This window comes from Streptomyces vulcanius (assembly GCF_042653945.1).
Taxonomy (GTDB): Bacteria; Actinomycetota; Actinomycetes; order Streptomycetales; family Streptomycetaceae; genus Streptomyces; species Streptomyces mangrovi.
In genome coordinates, this window is the sequence record NZ_JBHSFK010000011.1 from 214,080 (window position 1) to 228,815 (window position 14,736).

Below are 14,736 nucleotides of genomic sequence, written 5' to 3' on the forward strand. Positions count from 1 at the left end.
GGCATCCGGCAACGGGAGCACGCCGTGCAAGAGACACTGCAGACACTCGTCGGAGGCTTGAGCCTGGGGGCGGTCTACGCCCTGGTCGCCATGGGGTTCTCCCTCGTCTACCGCACCATGGGCCTGGTCAACTTCGCGCACGCCGACATCGCCATGATCGGCGCCTACGCGGCCTCCACCTTCTATCTGACGTCCAAGCTGCCGTTCGCCGTCGCCATGCTCGTGGCGATCGTCGTCACCGGCGCCATCGGTCTGGTCATCGAGCGGGTCCTGCGCCCGCTGGAGAACAAGGACTTCGACCTGATGCTCATCGGCACCATCGGCTTCGGCATCGTCCTCCAGGCCGTCGCCATCCTGATCTGGGGCACCACCGGACGAGCGGTTCCCTCGCCCGTCCGGGCCGCCCCACTCGACCTGTTCGGGATCCGGGTACGCACGTACGACCTCCTGGTCATGGGCGTCGCCGCACTCGCCGTGATCGGCCTCGCCTGGTTCCTGGCCCGCACCAAGCGCGGCGCCGCCATGCAGGCCGTCGCCATGGACCACGAGGCGGCCACCGCCGTCGGCATCGACGTCGGCCGCAGCAACGCCCTCGCCTTCTCCATCGGCGCGGGCCTCGCCGCCCTCGCCGGCGGCCTCGTCGGCCCCATGCTGTACGTCGACGCCTCGCTCGGCGGCGCCCTCGGCATCAAGGGCTTCGCCGCCGCGATGCTGGGCGGCTTCGGATCCATCCCCGGAGCCGTCGTCGGCGGCCTCGCGATCGGCGTCCTCGACTCCTACGCGGCGGGCCACTTCCAGGGCTATTCGGTGCTCGTGACCTTCCTGGTCTTCACCGTCGCCATCATGATCCGCCCGACGGGCGTCTTCGGGGAGAGGACGGTGAGCCGCGCGTGAAGTTCCGTATCGGTTCGCTCGGCGCCCTGGCCGTGGCGGCCTGGATCCTGCCCTACGGACTGGGCAGTTACTCCATCCATGTCGTCAACATCGCCATCATCTACGCCCTGTTGGCCATCGGCATGGGGCTCGCGATGGGTGTCTCCGGACAGATCAACCTCGCCCAGGTCGCCTTCTTCGGCGTCGGCGCGTACACCCTGGCGATCCTCACCACGCACTCCGGATACGGATTCTGGGCGGCGGCCGTACTCGCACTGCTCGCGACGGTGGCGACCGGCCTGCTCGTCGGCATCCCCGCCCTGCGCATGCAGTCCCACTACCTGGGCATCGTCACCCTCGGCCTGGCACTCGGCTTCATCAACTGGATCACCAACGCCTCGATCTCCGGAGGCGCCGACGGTATCTCCGGCATCCCCCTGCCCACGCTCCCGGGCATCGACCTCTCCAGCGAATACCTCTACTACTACCTGGAGTTGATGGTCTGCGCCCTCGGTCTCGGCTTCGGACTGTTCGTCGTCCGTACGTCCCTGGGCCGACGCCTGCGCGCGATGCGCGACGACTCCCTCGCGGCCGGCGCGACGGGCGCCGAGATCCCGCTCCTGCGCATGACCGCCTTCGTCCTCGCCGGTCTGTACGGGGGGCTGGCCGGCGTCCTGTACGCGGGCCTCATCCGCTACGTCGCCCCGGAGACCTTCTCCATCGCCAACATGTTCATCCTGCTCGCCATGGTCATCATCGGTGGCCGGCGTTCCCTGGTCGGCTGCGTGGTCGGCGCGGTCGGGCTGACCCTCATCCGCGAGTGGCTGTCCGACTTCTCGACGTACGCGCAGCTGGGATACGGCGTGGTGGTCGTCCTGATGGTCGTCTTCGCGCCCACCGGACTCGCCGGAATCCCGTCCCGGGCAAGGGAGTTCGTGCGCAGCCGGAGCGGTCGCGCCGCCGACCGGGCGGAGTTGCGTCCCTTCCAGCCGTACGAGACTGTTGCCACCCCCGCCGCTTCGGGTGAGCCGCTGCTCGAAATCCGGTCCGTCACCAAGGACTTCCGTGGCCTGCGCGCCCTGGACGATGTCTCCCTCACGGTCGCGGCAGGCGAGATCCGCGGCATCGTCGGCCCGAACGGCTCGGGCAAGACCACCCTGTTCAACGTCATCAGCGGCTTCTACAGGGCGAGTTCGGGGAAGGTGCGGTTCGTCGGCCGCGACACGACGACCACCCGCCCGTACGCCCTCTCCCTCCTGGGCCTGGCCCGCACGTTCCAGAACCTGCGCCTGTTCCAGCAGTTGACGGTCCGCGAGAACATCCTCGTCGCCCTGGACCGAACCCGTACACACAAGGTCTGGCAGTACGCGCTGTGGCAGCCCGGGGTGATACGCCGCGAGCGAGAGCTACGCCGGCAGGCCCAGGAACTCCTGGAACGCTTCGGGCTCACCGACTTCGCGGAAGCCGCGCCCGGTGCACTCCCGTACGGCATCCAGCGGCGCATCGAGATCGCCCGCGCGATGGCTGCCCGGCCCCGTCTGCTGCTGCTCGACGAACCGGCGGCCGGGCTCAACGGAGAAGAGGTGCAGCAGCTCGCCGACATCGTGCGCTCCATCCGCGACAGCGGCACCACCGTCGTCCTGATCGAGCACAACATGGGCCTGGTCATGTCGCTGTGCGAGCACGTCACGGTGCTCTCCAGCGGCGGAATCATCGCGGAGGGCACACCGGCCGAAGTGGTCGCGGCACCCGAGGTGATCGAGGCGTATCTGGGTGACTCCGTGATGGCGGACGTTCCGCTTCCGGACCCGGACGCTGCTCAGGACTCCGGCCCGGACCCATCCCCTGCCCCGACGCCGGCCCCCGCTTCGAAGGAGGCAACCCAGTGAGGACGCTCCCCGCCTCCCGTACCGAAACCGCCGCCACACTCACCGTCGAGGACCTGTCCGTGCACTACGGCGGCGTGTGCGCGGTCCGCGCGATCGGCTTCAGCGTGGAGCCGGGCGCCTCCGTCGGCATCATCGGCGCCAACGGCGCGGGCAAGACCTCCACACTCAAGGCTCTGATGGGCCTGGTCCCGCGCAGCGGCGGACGCGTCACGCTCGGCGAACGCGACCTGACGCGGGTCAAGGCCCGCGACATGGTGAGACACGGCATCGGCTACGTACCGGAGGGCCGGCATGTCTTCCCCGGCCTGACCGTGGAGAAGAACCTGCTCCTCGGCGCCTACGCGCGGCGCTGGGACGACGAGACCCGAGCCACGCTCGACGAGGTGCACGAACTCTTCCCGGTACTGGGGGAGATGAGCGGACGACTGGCCGGCGCCCTCTCCGGAGGACAGCAGCAGATGCTCGCGATCGGCCGCGCCCTGATGGCCAGGCCGCGACTTCTCCTCCTCGACGAACCGTCGATGGGCCTGTCACCCAAACTCGTCGGCTTCATCCTCGACACCCTGCGGCGGCTGCGGGAAGAAGGACTGAGCATGCTCCTGGTCGAGCAGAACGCCAAGCTGACCTTCGGCGCGACCAGTCACTGCCTCGTCATGGAGAACGGGAACGTCGCCATGACGGGAACCTCCGAGGAACTCAGCCGCGACACCCGCGTCCGCCAGATCTACCTGGGACTGTGAACGGTGCGCGCGGCGATGACCCAGGACTCGTATCTCATCGGCCTGATCGGCTCCGGCATAGGCACCTCGTTCAGCCCCATGCTCCACGAACGGGAGGCGGACCGGCACGGCCTGCGCTACCTCTACCGCCTGATCGATCTCGACCGCATCGGCGCCGAGCCCGACAAGGTCGGTGAACTGGTGGGCGCGGCCAAGGGCATGGGCTACCGCGGCCTCAACATCACACACCCCTGCAAACAACTCGTCATCGAGTGCCTTGACGAACTCACCCCGCAGGCCGAGGCGGTCGGCGCGGTCAACACCGTCGTCTTCGAAGGCGAGGGCAGGAGCGCCCGGGCCGTAGGACACAACACAGACGTCACCGGCTTCGCCGCCTCCCTCGACCGGGAACTCGCGGACGCCCCGCGGAAGCGCGTGGTGCAACTCGGCGCCGGGGGAGCGGGGGCGGCCGTCGCGCACGCCCTGCTTACTCAGGGCACCGGGCACCTTGCCGTCGTCGACCCGCTGACGGACCGCGCGGTGGCACTCGCCACCTCCCTGAACCGGCGGTTCGGCGACGACCGGGCGACCGTCGCCGCTCCAAACGACCTCCCAGCCCTGATGGCCCGAGCCGACGGCCTCGTCCACGCCACCCCCACCGGAATGTCCACTCACCCCGGACTTCCGTTGCCGGCCGACCTGCTGCACCCCGACCTGTGGATCGTCGATGTGGTGTACCAGCCGCTCGAGACCGAGCTGCTACGCATCGCACGGGCCCGTGGCTGCACCGCACTCAACGGTGTCGGCATGGTCGTCTTCCAGGCCGCCGATGCCTTCCAGCTCTTCACTGGACGAGAACCGGACCGCTCGCGGATGCTTGCCCACGCCGCGGAGCTGGCCGATTTGGAATGAGGAACGGCGGCGACCGCTCCTCGCCCGCACCGAGATCCGGGTGCAGAAACACGCCGAGTCATTGCTCTGCGCCTCACGCTTGCGGAGGACACTCGGGTCGGCGGCCCGGCCGCAAGACCCCTTGGAACAGAGCGAGCGTGGCCAGGCAGTACTCGACGAGGCTGCCGGTGCAGCCGCCGTCGGCCCATACCAGGGCGAGGCGGTCGCCGGTGTCCGCCGCGGTCATCACCACCCCGGCAGCAGGCCGAGCGTGTCGACCACGACGTGCCGCTTGCGGCCATTGACCAGCTTCCCGCCGTCGAAGCCACGGCTGTCCGCACCGACGACGGCGTCCGCCTTGACGGACTGCGAGTCGATCACACCCGCACTCGGCTCCGCGTCGGGGCCCAGCCTCTCGCCGACCCCGGCGCGCAACCGGTCGTTGAACCCTCTGACCAGGGCATGGTCGCGCCGGCGGCGGAAAACGCGTAAACCCGGTCCCACGGCGGGAAGTACACCGGCATCGCCCGCCACTTGATGCCATTGTCGACGAGGCAGCGGATCGCATCGGGTATCGCCCGGCGGCAGTACACCTCCGGCCGGCCTCCCCGGCCGCGCATCCAGCCGGCACCGGCAGCAGCGGCCGGACCACGGCCCACTCCGCGTCCGTCATGTCCGAGGGATACCGCCGAACACGTTCCGGGTGGTGGCAGCGGCATGTACCTGCCGTTCGTGCCCTGACAGTTGAGCAGCCTGTCGCCCGGATTCTCGCGCCTCGGGCGCGGCCGGCGGTCTTGGGCTTGTCAGGCGCGGTCGTGGAGAGTGACTTGGTAGCCGTCGGGGTCGGCGAAGGTGAATGTCCGGCCGAAGGGGCCGTCGATCGGTGCGGAGACGATGGTGTGACCGTCGGTGGCGAGAGCGTCGTGGATGGCCTGGACGTCGGTGGCGTGGAGCCAGACCGCGGTACCGATGCCGGGTTGGGCGACGGATGCGAGATCGGTGCCGGGAACGATGTCGCGGAGTGCGAACGCGATCGGCTTCGTCTCGAAGACGACGGCGTGCGGAGGTCCGGCCTGCGAGCGGACGAGGCCGAGGTACTGCTCGTAGAACGCCTGCGAAGCGTCGAGGTCGCGCGTCTGGAGCGAGATGAAGTCGGGGCCGGTGGCGGGCATGATGATGCTCCTTCTCTTCGTGTCAGATTCCTGACACAGGTCAAGGTATGTCAGAATACTGACATGAGTCAAAACGGTGCCGGCGTCGACCTGGACAAATCACTGGGCTACCTGCTGAAAGAGGCTTCGAGCGCCCTGCGCGCAGCCATGGAGGAGGTGCTGCGGCCACTGGGGATGAGCGTGACGCACTACTCCTGCCTCGAACTGCTGGCTCAACGGCCGGGCCTGTCGAACTCCGAGCTCGCGCGTGGCGCGTTCGTGACACGGCAGTCGATGAACGTGCTGCTCCAGACCCTGGAACGAGAGGGCTACGTGACCAGGCCCGCGGAGGCACCCGTCGGGAAGGTCCTTCCCGCGCGGCTCACGCCTCTCGGCCGACGGAGCCTGGAGAAGGCGACCGTAGCGGTCCGGTCCGTCGAGGTCAGAATGCTGGCCGGCATGACCGGGACCGAGCAGTCAGCCGCGTTCCGGATCCTGCAGAGCATGATTCATTCCCTGCGCGATGGCAACGACGGTGCATAGCTCGTCCCTCGGCGCACGTCTCACCGCGCCCGGACAGGAGCGCAGCCGAGCGTGGTGACACGCGGACTCGGGCTTCGCGCGGTGCGTCGATGCCGGTCACCCTCGTCGTGAGGGGAAATGGACCTTGACCTGCGTAGACGCAGCTAGTGAGGTCGGCCTCCGCCAGGCCCCCGGCGGCGCAGCATGTTCCAAAGGAAAATGCCAAAGGCGTCACCAGGCCGCCGTGCTTTCCGTAGGCTCGGGAGTACCGACTTGCACCGCTCCCGCCGCCAGCGCGCCGAAAGGACACGGTCATGGCCGTCGAGGCCGAGGTTCTCAAGGAACTGCACCGGCTGCGTTCGCGCATGCCTCAGCTGACCGGGGCGCTCGCGGCCAGCGCCGACGGTCTCGTCCTCGCGCAGGACATGCCGGACGTCGAAGGGGAGGCGCTGGCGGCGCTGACCGCCGCCGCCCTCGGCGTCGGGCGCCGCATGGTTGACCTCGCGGCCCGCGGCGAGTTCCGGGAACTGCTGGTGCGCGGGGCGGAGGGCTATGTCGCGACGTACGCGGCGGGACCCGCCGCCGTGCTCACACTGCTCGCGGACGACCGCGCCAACGTCGGCCGCCTACACCTGGAGGGACGGCGCAGCGGCGGACGTATCGCCGAACTGGTTGCGGCGGCCCGGACCGAGGCCGAACGGCCTTCCCCCTCCGGCGAACCGGCCACGGCACCCACGGTCCGCGACCGCATCCTGGGCGCCCTGCCCGTCCGCATACCACCGCAGCGCCACCAGTCCTGACCCGACCGGTTCAGTCGCCGCCCCCCTCCGCATCCGCGTGCCCTCGGCGCCTGCCCACCGTGCGGCGGCGTGTGGCCCCGCGATCCGGGCCGGGGCCGGGGCCTGGACCCGGGCCCGCGCCCGAGGGGGCGCTGAATCCGCCGGGGACCAGGCGGGGCGGGGTCACGGCCGGGGGCGTCGGCGGGGCGGACGGTTCGGGGCGGTCGTACGACTCCCGGTCCGGGCCGCGGGCAGGGGGCGGCGGTGGCACCGCACGGTTCAGCACGCGCGCGTGCGGCATCAGCGGGGCACAGGCCGAGCACACCTCGGTGAGCGTCCACACCTGGCCGACCGCCGGGTCGTGCCGCAGGACGAGAACCACCGAGCCCGCGCAGTTGACCCGGGTGCCCTCGTGCAGCGCGCACCGCTGGCGCCGGCACCAGCAGGCGGCGTCCGGATGGATCGCGGCAGCTCTGGCATGTGCGGCCGCGTGGGCCACGGCGAAGCGGCGCAGGGCCCCGAGGTCCCGGGAGCGGGGCGGCATCGCGCACGCCGACGAGCAGGTGACCGAGGCGGTACGGTCGCGGTGGCCGACCACCCGGATCGTCCAGCACCGGCCCGGGCGTCGGGCTGACGGGGCATCAGGGTACGTAAGAGCCAAAGCACATGTCCTTCGTGGGGGGAGGGCGACGAGTCCGGACGGTTCCGGCACGACCTGTCGTCGGAAGTGACCTCGTTCACAGCATGCCCGTGACCAGGCGGACCATTCGCCCTGTGCCCCCTCTGGGGGACACACCACCGGCGGTGGCGTGCCTCAGAGCGCCCTCTAAGCTCCCTCCATGAACACCGCGGAACCTGAAAGACGCGTCGTCGACGGCCGCTTCGAACTCCTCGAACGGCTCGGCGGCGGAGGCATGGGCTGGGTGTGGCGGGCCCGCGACCTCGCGCTCCACCGTGACGTCGCCGTCAAGGAGGTGCGCCCTCCGGACCCTGCCCTGGCCGAGTACGACCCGGAGGGCGCCCGCACGCTTCGCGAGCGCGTCCTGCGCGAGGCCCGCGCCCTGGCCCGCGTGCACCACCCCAACGTCGTCACCATCCACCACATCGTCGACGGCGGCGAGAACACGTATCCGTGGATCGTGATGGAGCTGGTGACCGGGGGTTCGCTCCAGGACCGCCTGCAGCGGGGCGTGTTGAGCCCGGTGGAGGCCGCGCGCATGGGCCGCGAGGTACTGTCCGCGCTGCGCGCCGCGCACGCCGTCGGCATCGAACACCGTGACGTCAAACCGGCCAACGTCCTGCTGCGCCCCGACGGGCGGCCCGTGCTCACCGACTTCGGCATCGCCGCCGTGCGCGAGGCCACGAGCCTCACCGCCACCGGTGCCGTCATCGGATCGCCCGACTTCATGGCGCCGGAGCGTGTCAGCGGCAAGGAGGGCGGCCCGGCCGCCGACCTGTGGTCCCTGGGGATGCTCCTGTACGTCGCCGTGGAGGGCCGGCATCCACTGCGCCGCGCCAGCACACTCGCCACGCTGGCCGCCGTACTCGGCGAGGACGTGCCACCGTCTCGGCAGGCCGGACCGCTGACCGGCCTCCTCACGGCCCTCCTCGTCCGCGATCCGCAGGCCCGCCCCGGCGCGGAGGAGGTCGACCGCGCACTCGCGGCCGTGACGGGGGAGACCCCGGAACCGCCCGTGGGCGGCCAGGCCCGACAGGTCCCGCCCGCCGGCGCCGCCCCGCAGGACGTCTCCGCGCCGACCTCGTACGCGCTCGCACCGCCCGCCCCTGCGTACGGCCCCGTCCCCGCGTCCGCCCCCGCCACGTCCTGGCCGGGCCCCGCCGATGTGACCGCCCCGTCGTCCGGACCCGGCGCCCACCCCCGTCCCCGCCGCACCCGGGCCGGTGCCGTCGTCGGGGCGACCCTCGGCACCGCCCTGACCGGCGTCCTGGTGTGGACGCTGCTGCCGGGGACGCACGACGGCACCGGGAGCGGCAGCGACGGCGCGGCTGCCCCCAAGGCCTCCACCTCCGCCACCGCCTCGGGGTCCGCGACCGCCACGTCGTCCGGCGGACAGGCGTCGGAGGAAGGGGCGAAGCTCGACCTGCTGACGGAGGCCGGCATCCGCACGACGGTCGCGAAGCTGACCGCCGCCATGGGCGACACGAAGGTCACGAGCCTGGTCGTGTACCCCGAGTACGCCATCGCCGACAAGCCGGTCGACGGCCATCCGAAGCTGTACGACCGCTACATGTACCGGGGCGGGGAAACGGCCGTGAAGGACGGGCCGGGCGGCACGGTGATGAGCGGAAGGACCTCCGTCGACCTGAACGCCTACGACTGGGACAAGGTGCCCGCCCTGCTCGCCAAGGCCACGAAGTCGCTGGGCATTGCGAAGCCGACCAGCCGCTATCTGATCGTCACCCCGGCGTCCACCGTCTTCGACTCACCGCCCACGCTGAACGTCTACCTGTCCGACGACTACGGCAGTGCCTACCTCGAGGCCGACGTGCACGGGCAGGTGATCGAGACCCACCCGCGCGACGACGGCTGACGTCCGACGGACCTGGCGGCGGTCAGTGAGGGAACGCCCGAGGTTGTCGCAGGCGCGGGAGTTCGTCGCGGAAGTCCTCTATGCGGGAGCTGATCTGGCGCATGAGGACGGTGTCCGTGAGGCGGTCCAGATAGAGGTTGCGGCGGGCCAGGCCCACCGCGTCCACGCAGAAGTACACGGCCATCAGCGGGTTGACGAAGAGCTCGCTGTTCCGGGTGCGGTCGGTGAAGCGCACGTCCCCGAAGTCACCGCGTACGGCGGCCGCGACGGAGCCGTTGACGATGCTCGGATGGCTCGGTGTGGACGCCTGTGCGTGGGCCACCGCGTCCAGGTACAGGGCCCCTTCGCGGCTCTCGCGCGGCAGCGAGAACGCGCCCAGGTAGGCGCCCTCGCGGTCCAGCGCGGCCAGGTTCTCCAGGACCAGGGAGTGGTTGACGCCGTGATGGGCGTCCACGCCGAAGCCGAGGCAGGCCACCAGCCGGTGCGGTACGTCGGTGAGGGCGTGCACGGCGGCCAGGCTGGCCATGTCCTCCTCGGGCGTGCCGAGTCCGTGCTCGTCGCCGCGCATCAGGATGTCCGTGCCGCCGTCCACCAGGACGATCGCGTCGACCCCGCCCAGGTGGTCCAGGAGAGCCCGGTAGGCGTCCCGCAGGGGGCCCGCGCCGACTCTGGGGAAGGCGTACACCGTGTCGGGCTGGTCGTGCTCCGCCAGCCAGGTGGCCAGGGTGTGCTCGGGGAAGTAGTCGCCGCGCGCCGGGGTGTCGGGGCGTACGACGGCGACGTCCGGTGCGGCCCAGACCTCGGTGGGCAGGCCGTACAGCTCGGTGAAGGAGAGGTTGGCCAGATGGACTTCCTTGCCGGCCGACCGCAGGGCCAGCGCGAGCGGAAGGCCCGCGTAGACGTCGAACCCGCCGCCCGCACCGGCGACGAGCACCCGGCGCGCGTCGCGCAGCCGGGTGAACAGGGGAGGTTCATGGAGGGAGAACACCCCGGGAAGCTAGCAGCGCCACGATCATGCCGCCCAGTGAATTCCCTTGCGGGGGAGGGGAGGTGGGGGGCTCGGCAGAGCAGAGCCCCCCACCGGTGGGACGGCGGTTACGCGCCGCTCTCCCGCAGCATGTCCTCGCGCTCGACGAGCTTCACGCGCTCGCGGCCCTGCGGCTCGCCCAGTGCCTTCTCGGCGGCGTCCAGCTGGTACCAGCCCTCCCAGGTGGTGAAGCGGACCTCGCGCTCGGCGAGGAAGGCGTCCACCGCCTCCGGGGCCGGGGAGGACGGCGCGTGCAGGCGGCCGTTCGCGTGGTCGTCCAGGAGGTTGGACACCGTCTCGTTGGCGTCGCCCTTGGTGTGGCCGATGAGACCGACCGGGCCGCGCCGGATCCAGCCGGTGACGTACACCGACTGGAGGTGCGCGCCGCTCTCCTCGATGACCCGGCCACCCTCGTCCGGGACCGTGCCCGAGTCGATGTCCCAGGGCAGCTTGGGCAGCTTCTCGGAGAGGTAGCCGACCGCGCGGTAGATGCCGGTGACGTCCCAGTCCTTGAACTCGCCGGTGCCCTTGACGTTGCCCGTGCCGTCGAGGGCGGTGCGCTCGGTGCGCAGGCCCACGACCCTGCCGTCCTCGCCGAGGATCTCGGTCGGCGACTCGAAGAAGTGCAGGAACAGCTTGTGCGGACGGTCGCCGGTGTCGCGGATCGCCCAGTTCTCCAGCGTCTTGGCGACCATGTCGGCCTGCTTGTTGCCGCGCCGGGTCGCGATCGAGCCGTCGTCGTAGTCGATGTCCTCGGGGTCGACGATGACCTCGATGTTGGGGGAGTGGTCCAGCTCCCGCAGCTCCATCGGGGAGAACTTCGCCTGCGCCGGGCCACGACGCCCGAAGACGTGGACCTCCAGCGCCTTGTTGGCCTTCAGGCCGTCGTACACGTTCGGCGGGATCTCGGTCGGGAGGAGTTCGTCGGCCGTCTTGGCGAGGATGCGGGCCACGTCGAGGGCGACGTTGCCGACGCCGAGGACGGCGACCTTCTCGGCCTCCAGGGGCCAGGTGCGCGCCACGTCCGGGTGGCCGTCGTACCAGGAGACGAAGTCGGCGGCGCCGTAGGAGCCGTCGAGCTCGACGCCCGGTATCGACAGCTCGCGGTCGGCCGTCGCACCGGTGGAGAAGACCACCGCGTCGTAGAAGGCGCGCAGGTCGTCCAGGCTGATGTCGGTCGGGTAGTCGACGTTGCCGAACAGCCGGATCTGCGGCTTGTCGAGGACCTGGTGCAGGGCGTTGATGATGCCCTTGATCCGGGGGTGGTCGGGGGCCACGCCGTACCGGATCAGTCCGAACGGGGCCGGCATCCGCTCGAAGAGGTCGATGGAGACACCGGGGTCGGCGGCCACATCGGACTTGAGCAGCGCGTCGGCGGCGTAGATCCCGGCGGGGCCGGCTCCGACGATGGCTACCCGCAGGGGGCGGGGCATGATCAGGTTCCCTTCGAGCGGCGACAGATCAACTCGAGGGAAGCCTAAGCTAAGGCAAGCCTAAGTCGGTACGCGGGTCCGCTCTATGAGCTCATAAACGTCATTTATGAGTCACCCGGCGATCACCGATGATGATCACCGATGATCGAACTACCTTACGGCAGCGGTTGTTCGGCCCAGATCACCTTGCCGGAGGCCGTGTACCGGGTGCCCCAGCGGTCCGTGAGCTGGGACACCAGGAACAGCCCCCGGCCGCCCTCGTCGGTCATCGCCGCGTACCGCAGATGCGGCGAGGTGTTGCTGCTGTCGGAGACCTCGCAGATCAGGCTGCGGTCGCGCAGCAGCCGTACCCGCACCGGCGCGGCGCCGTAGCGGATCGCGTTGGTCACCAGTTCGCTCAGGATCAGCTCCGTCGTGAACGACAGCTCCTCCAGGTCCCACCGCACCAGCTGCCTGGCGACCGCTGACCGCACCTCGGCCACCGCCGCCGGATCCACCGGTACGTCCCACTCGGCGACCCGGTCCGCACCGAGCGCGCGGGTACGGGCGACGATCAGCGCGATGTCGTCGTTCTGCCGGGCCGGCAGCATCTCGTCCAGGACGGCCTGGCAGGTCCGCTCCGGCGAGCCCCCCGCACCGTCCGCGCCGTTCGCCTCCCGCTCCAGCGCGGAGCGCAGCATCTCCAGACCGGTGTCGATGTCCCGCTGCCGGTCCTCCACCAGCCCGTCCGTGTACAGCACGAGGCGGCTGCCCTCGGCCAGCTCCAGCTCCGCCGTCTCGAACGGCAGCCCGCCCACTCCCAGCGGCGGCCCGGCCGGCACGTCCGGGTACTCCACCCGCCCGTCCGGATGCACCAGCGCGGGCGGCGGATGGCCGGCCCGGGCGACGGTGCACCGCCGGGAGACCGGATCGTAGATGGCGTACAGACACGTCGCCCCGGTGATCGGTGCGCCCTCGCCGTCGGCCGACTCGTCCTGGTCGATCCGCGCCACCATGTCGTCCAGCAGGTTCAGAAGCTCCTCCGGCGCCAGGTCGAGGGCGGAGAAGTTGTGCACGGCCGTGCGCAGCCGCCCCATCGTGGCCGCCGCGTGCAGCCCGTGGCCCACCACGTCGCCGACGACGAGCGCCACCCGCGCCCCGGACAGCGGCAGTACGTCGAACCAGTCGCCGCCGACCCCGGCCTGCGCCGGCAGATAGCGGTAGGCGATGTCCAGCGCGTTCTGCTCGGGCACACTGCGCGGCAGCAGACTGCGCTGCAGGGTGACGGCCATACCGTGCTCGCGGGTGAAACGGCGCGCGTTGTCGATGGAGACCGCGGCCCGCGCCACCAGCTCCTCCGCCAGCGCCACCTCGTCCGTCTCGAAGGGATCGGGCCGCTCGGACCGGTAGAAGCCGACCACGCCCAGGATCAGCGCGCCGGCCCGCACGGGCACGGCGATCAGCGAGTGGATGCCGAACTCCACGACCTGCTCGGTCCGTTCGACGTCCTGCGCCCGCCAGCCCAGGGACTGGGCGAGCCGGGCCTCCAGGACCGGCCGCCCGTCGGCGAGGGCACGCGCCTGCGGCACGGTGTCCACGAACCGGATCCGCTCGCCCACCGCGTACAGCGGCGCGCCCTTGCGGACCCCGGCCATCGCCGTGCGCCGCAGCGCGGCCCGTGCCTCCGGCTCCTCCCCGTCCAGGACGGCGTCGAACAGGTCCACGGTCGCGAAGTCCGCGAACCGGGGCACCGCCAGCTCCGTCAGTTCCTCCGCCGTCCGGGTCACGTCCAGACTGGTCCCGATGCCCACCCCGGCCGCGTACAGCAGGTCGAGGCGCTCCCGGGCCGCCTCCGCCCGCCCGGACAGGGCGCGCAGCTCCGTGGAGTCGCGCAGCGTGGCGACGCTGCCGGCCGGGCCGCCCGCCAGGTCGGTGGGCCGCTGGTTGATCGCCAGCAGCCGGTCCCCGACCAGGTGCACCTCGTCGGTGGCCATCCGTCCGGAGGCCAGCAGCTCCGCCGTGTCCTGGTCCAGACCCAGGTCGAGGACCTGCCGGCGCTCCGCGTCCGGGGGCAGGTCCAGGAGCCGGTGCGCCTCGTCGTTGGCGAGCAGCAGGTCGCCGTCGCCGCCGACGATGATCACCCCTTCGCGCACGGCGTGCAGCACCGCGTCGTGGTGCTCGTACATCCGGGTCATCTCGCGCGGCCCCAGGCCGTGGGTCTGGCGCAGCAGCCGGCGGCTGACCAGCGCGGTGCTCGCGGTGGCCAGGGCGAGGGCGAGGGCCGCGCTGGCGAGGACCAGCGGCAGCTGGCGGTCGGCGTTGCCGCCGACGTGGTCGGTGGTGATGCCGGAGGAGACCAGGCCCACGACCTTCCCGTCCGGCGCCTTCACCGGTACGACGGCCTGCACCAGCCGCCCGATGGTCCCGTCGACCTCCTCGACGACCGTGCCGCCGTCCAGCGCGGGCTGGATGTTGCCGATGAACTTCTTGCCGATGCGGTCCGGCTTCGGATGCGTGTAGCGGATGCCGTCGGTGTTCATCACGACGACGAAGTCCATGTCGGCCGTCTTGCGGACGGCCTCGGCCGACGGCTGGAGCACGGCGGTCGGGTCCGAACTGGCCAGCGCGTCGACGATCCCCGGCGAGTTCGCGAAGGACTCGGCGACCGCGAGGGAGCGGTTGCGGGCCTCCTGGGTGCTGTCGTGCCGGACCTGGAGCAGCAGCGCCACCACGGCCGCGACGACCAGCACCAGAACGATCACCACCTGCAGGACGAACACCTGCGCGGCGAGACTGCGCCCGCCCAGCGCCGACTCCGGCGTGCGCCGTACCCCCGGGCCCCGGGGACGACGGGCCGGCCGGGCACCCGAGCGCCCCAGGAGACGTGCCATGTGCCATGTCTACACTGCCCGGCCGCAGGA

Annotated in this window: 13 protein-coding genes and 1 pseudogene; 7 read left to right on the plus strand and 7 right to left on the minus strand. The window is 71.2% G+C overall.

Annotated elements, in window-relative coordinates; translation table 11 throughout:
• The first annotated feature begins 24 nt into the window (after positions 1-24).
• The 4 genes from ACFPIH_RS19130 to ACFPIH_RS19145 are packed head-to-tail and all read left to right on the plus strand — an operon-like array spanning position 25 to position 4,393.
• On the plus strand, positions 25-894 hold the full coding sequence (locus ACFPIH_RS19130) for a branched-chain amino acid ABC transporter permease (RefSeq protein ID WP_381163426.1): 870 nt from the start codon (positions 25-27) through the stop codon (positions 892-894).
• Positions 891-2,762, plus strand: a complete 1,872-nt coding sequence (locus ACFPIH_RS19135) for a branched-chain amino acid ABC transporter ATP-binding protein/permease (RefSeq protein ID WP_381163423.1) — start codon at positions 891-893, stop codon at positions 2,760-2,762. The genes ACFPIH_RS19130 and ACFPIH_RS19135 overlap by 4 nt, the downstream gene beginning before the upstream one ends.
• Positions 2,759-3,502 carry an ABC transporter ATP-binding protein gene (locus tag ACFPIH_RS19140; protein ID WP_381163420.1) on the plus strand — a complete coding sequence of 248 codons (744 nt, stop codon included), beginning with the start codon at positions 2,759-2,761 and terminating at the stop codon, positions 3,500-3,502. Before ACFPIH_RS19135 ends, ACFPIH_RS19140 begins: the two co-directional genes overlap by 4 nt.
• A gap of 15 nt (positions 3,503-3,517) precedes the next feature.
• Positions 3,518-4,393, plus strand: coding sequence for a shikimate dehydrogenase (locus tag ACFPIH_RS19145; RefSeq protein ID WP_381163418.1), 876 nt, complete (start codon positions 3,518-3,520; stop codon positions 4,391-4,393).
• A 225-nt stretch (positions 4,394-4,618) separates the two neighbouring features.
• Here ACFPIH_RS19145 and ACFPIH_RS19150 read toward each other — a convergent pair whose 3' ends face one another.
• From ACFPIH_RS19150 to ACFPIH_RS19160, 3 genes and pseudogenes are all read right to left on the minus strand, one after another.
• Positions 4,619-4,876, minus strand: a complete 258-nt coding sequence (locus ACFPIH_RS19150; RefSeq protein ID WP_381163416.1) for a transposase — start codon at positions 4,874-4,876, stop codon at positions 4,619-4,621.
• A 38-nt stretch (positions 4,877-4,914) separates the two neighbouring features.
• Positions 4,915-5,091: pseudogene (locus ACFPIH_RS19155) on the minus strand (hypothetical protein); the annotation flags it as partial.
• An 84-nt stretch (positions 5,092-5,175) separates the two neighbouring features.
• Positions 5,176-5,544 (minus strand): VOC family protein, encoded by a 369-nt coding sequence (locus ACFPIH_RS19160; RefSeq protein ID WP_381163413.1) that lies wholly within the window; start codon positions 5,542-5,544, stop codon positions 5,176-5,178.
• A 63-nt stretch (positions 5,545-5,607) separates the two neighbouring features.
• On the opposite strand from ACFPIH_RS19160, the gene ACFPIH_RS19165 reads away from it, so the two are divergent.
• Together ACFPIH_RS19165 and ACFPIH_RS19170 are read left to right on the plus strand one after the other, a co-directional pair.
• Positions 5,608-6,066 carry a MarR family winged helix-turn-helix transcriptional regulator gene (locus ACFPIH_RS19165; protein ID WP_381163410.1) on the plus strand — a complete coding sequence of 153 codons (459 nt, stop codon included), beginning with the start codon at positions 5,608-5,610 and terminating at the stop codon, positions 6,064-6,066.
• 293 nt (positions 6,067-6,359) lie between these two features.
• Positions 6,360-6,845 carry a roadblock/LC7 domain-containing protein gene (locus ACFPIH_RS19170; protein WP_381163407.1) on the plus strand — a complete coding sequence of 162 codons (486 nt, stop codon included), beginning with the start codon at positions 6,360-6,362 and terminating at the stop codon, positions 6,843-6,845.
• Between the two features lie 10 nt (positions 6,846-6,855).
• On the opposite strand, the gene ACFPIH_RS19175 is transcribed toward ACFPIH_RS19170, so the two are convergent.
• Complete coding sequence (locus ACFPIH_RS19175; RefSeq protein ID WP_381163404.1) at positions 6,856-7,422, minus strand: hypothetical protein; 567 nt, start codon at positions 7,420-7,422, stop codon at positions 6,856-6,858.
• 241 nt (positions 7,423-7,663) lie between these two features.
• Here ACFPIH_RS19175 and ACFPIH_RS19180 point away from each other — a divergent pair, with 241 nt between their 5' ends.
• Positions 7,664-9,376 carry a protein kinase domain-containing protein gene (locus ACFPIH_RS19180; protein WP_381163401.1) on the plus strand — a complete coding sequence of 571 codons (1,713 nt, stop codon included), beginning with the start codon at positions 7,664-7,666 and terminating at the stop codon, positions 9,374-9,376.
• 22 nt (positions 9,377-9,398) lie between these two features.
• Here ACFPIH_RS19180 and ACFPIH_RS19185 read toward each other — a convergent pair whose 3' ends face one another.
• From ACFPIH_RS19185 to ACFPIH_RS19195, 3 genes are all read right to left on the minus strand, one after another.
• The gene (locus ACFPIH_RS19185) at positions 9,399-10,364 is read right to left on the minus strand and encodes a DUF1152 domain-containing protein (protein WP_381163399.1); all 966 of its coding nucleotides are present in this window, start codon (positions 10,362-10,364) and stop codon (positions 9,399-9,401) included.
• Positions 10,365-10,471: 107 nt separating this feature from the next.
• Positions 10,472-11,836 carry an FAD-dependent oxidoreductase gene (locus ACFPIH_RS19190; RefSeq protein ID WP_381163396.1) on the minus strand — a complete coding sequence of 455 codons (1,365 nt, stop codon included), beginning with the start codon at positions 11,834-11,836 and terminating at the stop codon, positions 10,472-10,474.
• A gap of 155 nt (positions 11,837-11,991) precedes the next feature.
• Positions 11,992-14,706, minus strand: coding sequence for a SpoIIE family protein phosphatase (locus ACFPIH_RS19195; RefSeq protein ID WP_381163393.1), 2,715 nt, complete (start codon positions 14,704-14,706; stop codon positions 11,992-11,994).
• Between the last annotated feature and the right edge of the window lie 30 nt (positions 14,707-14,736).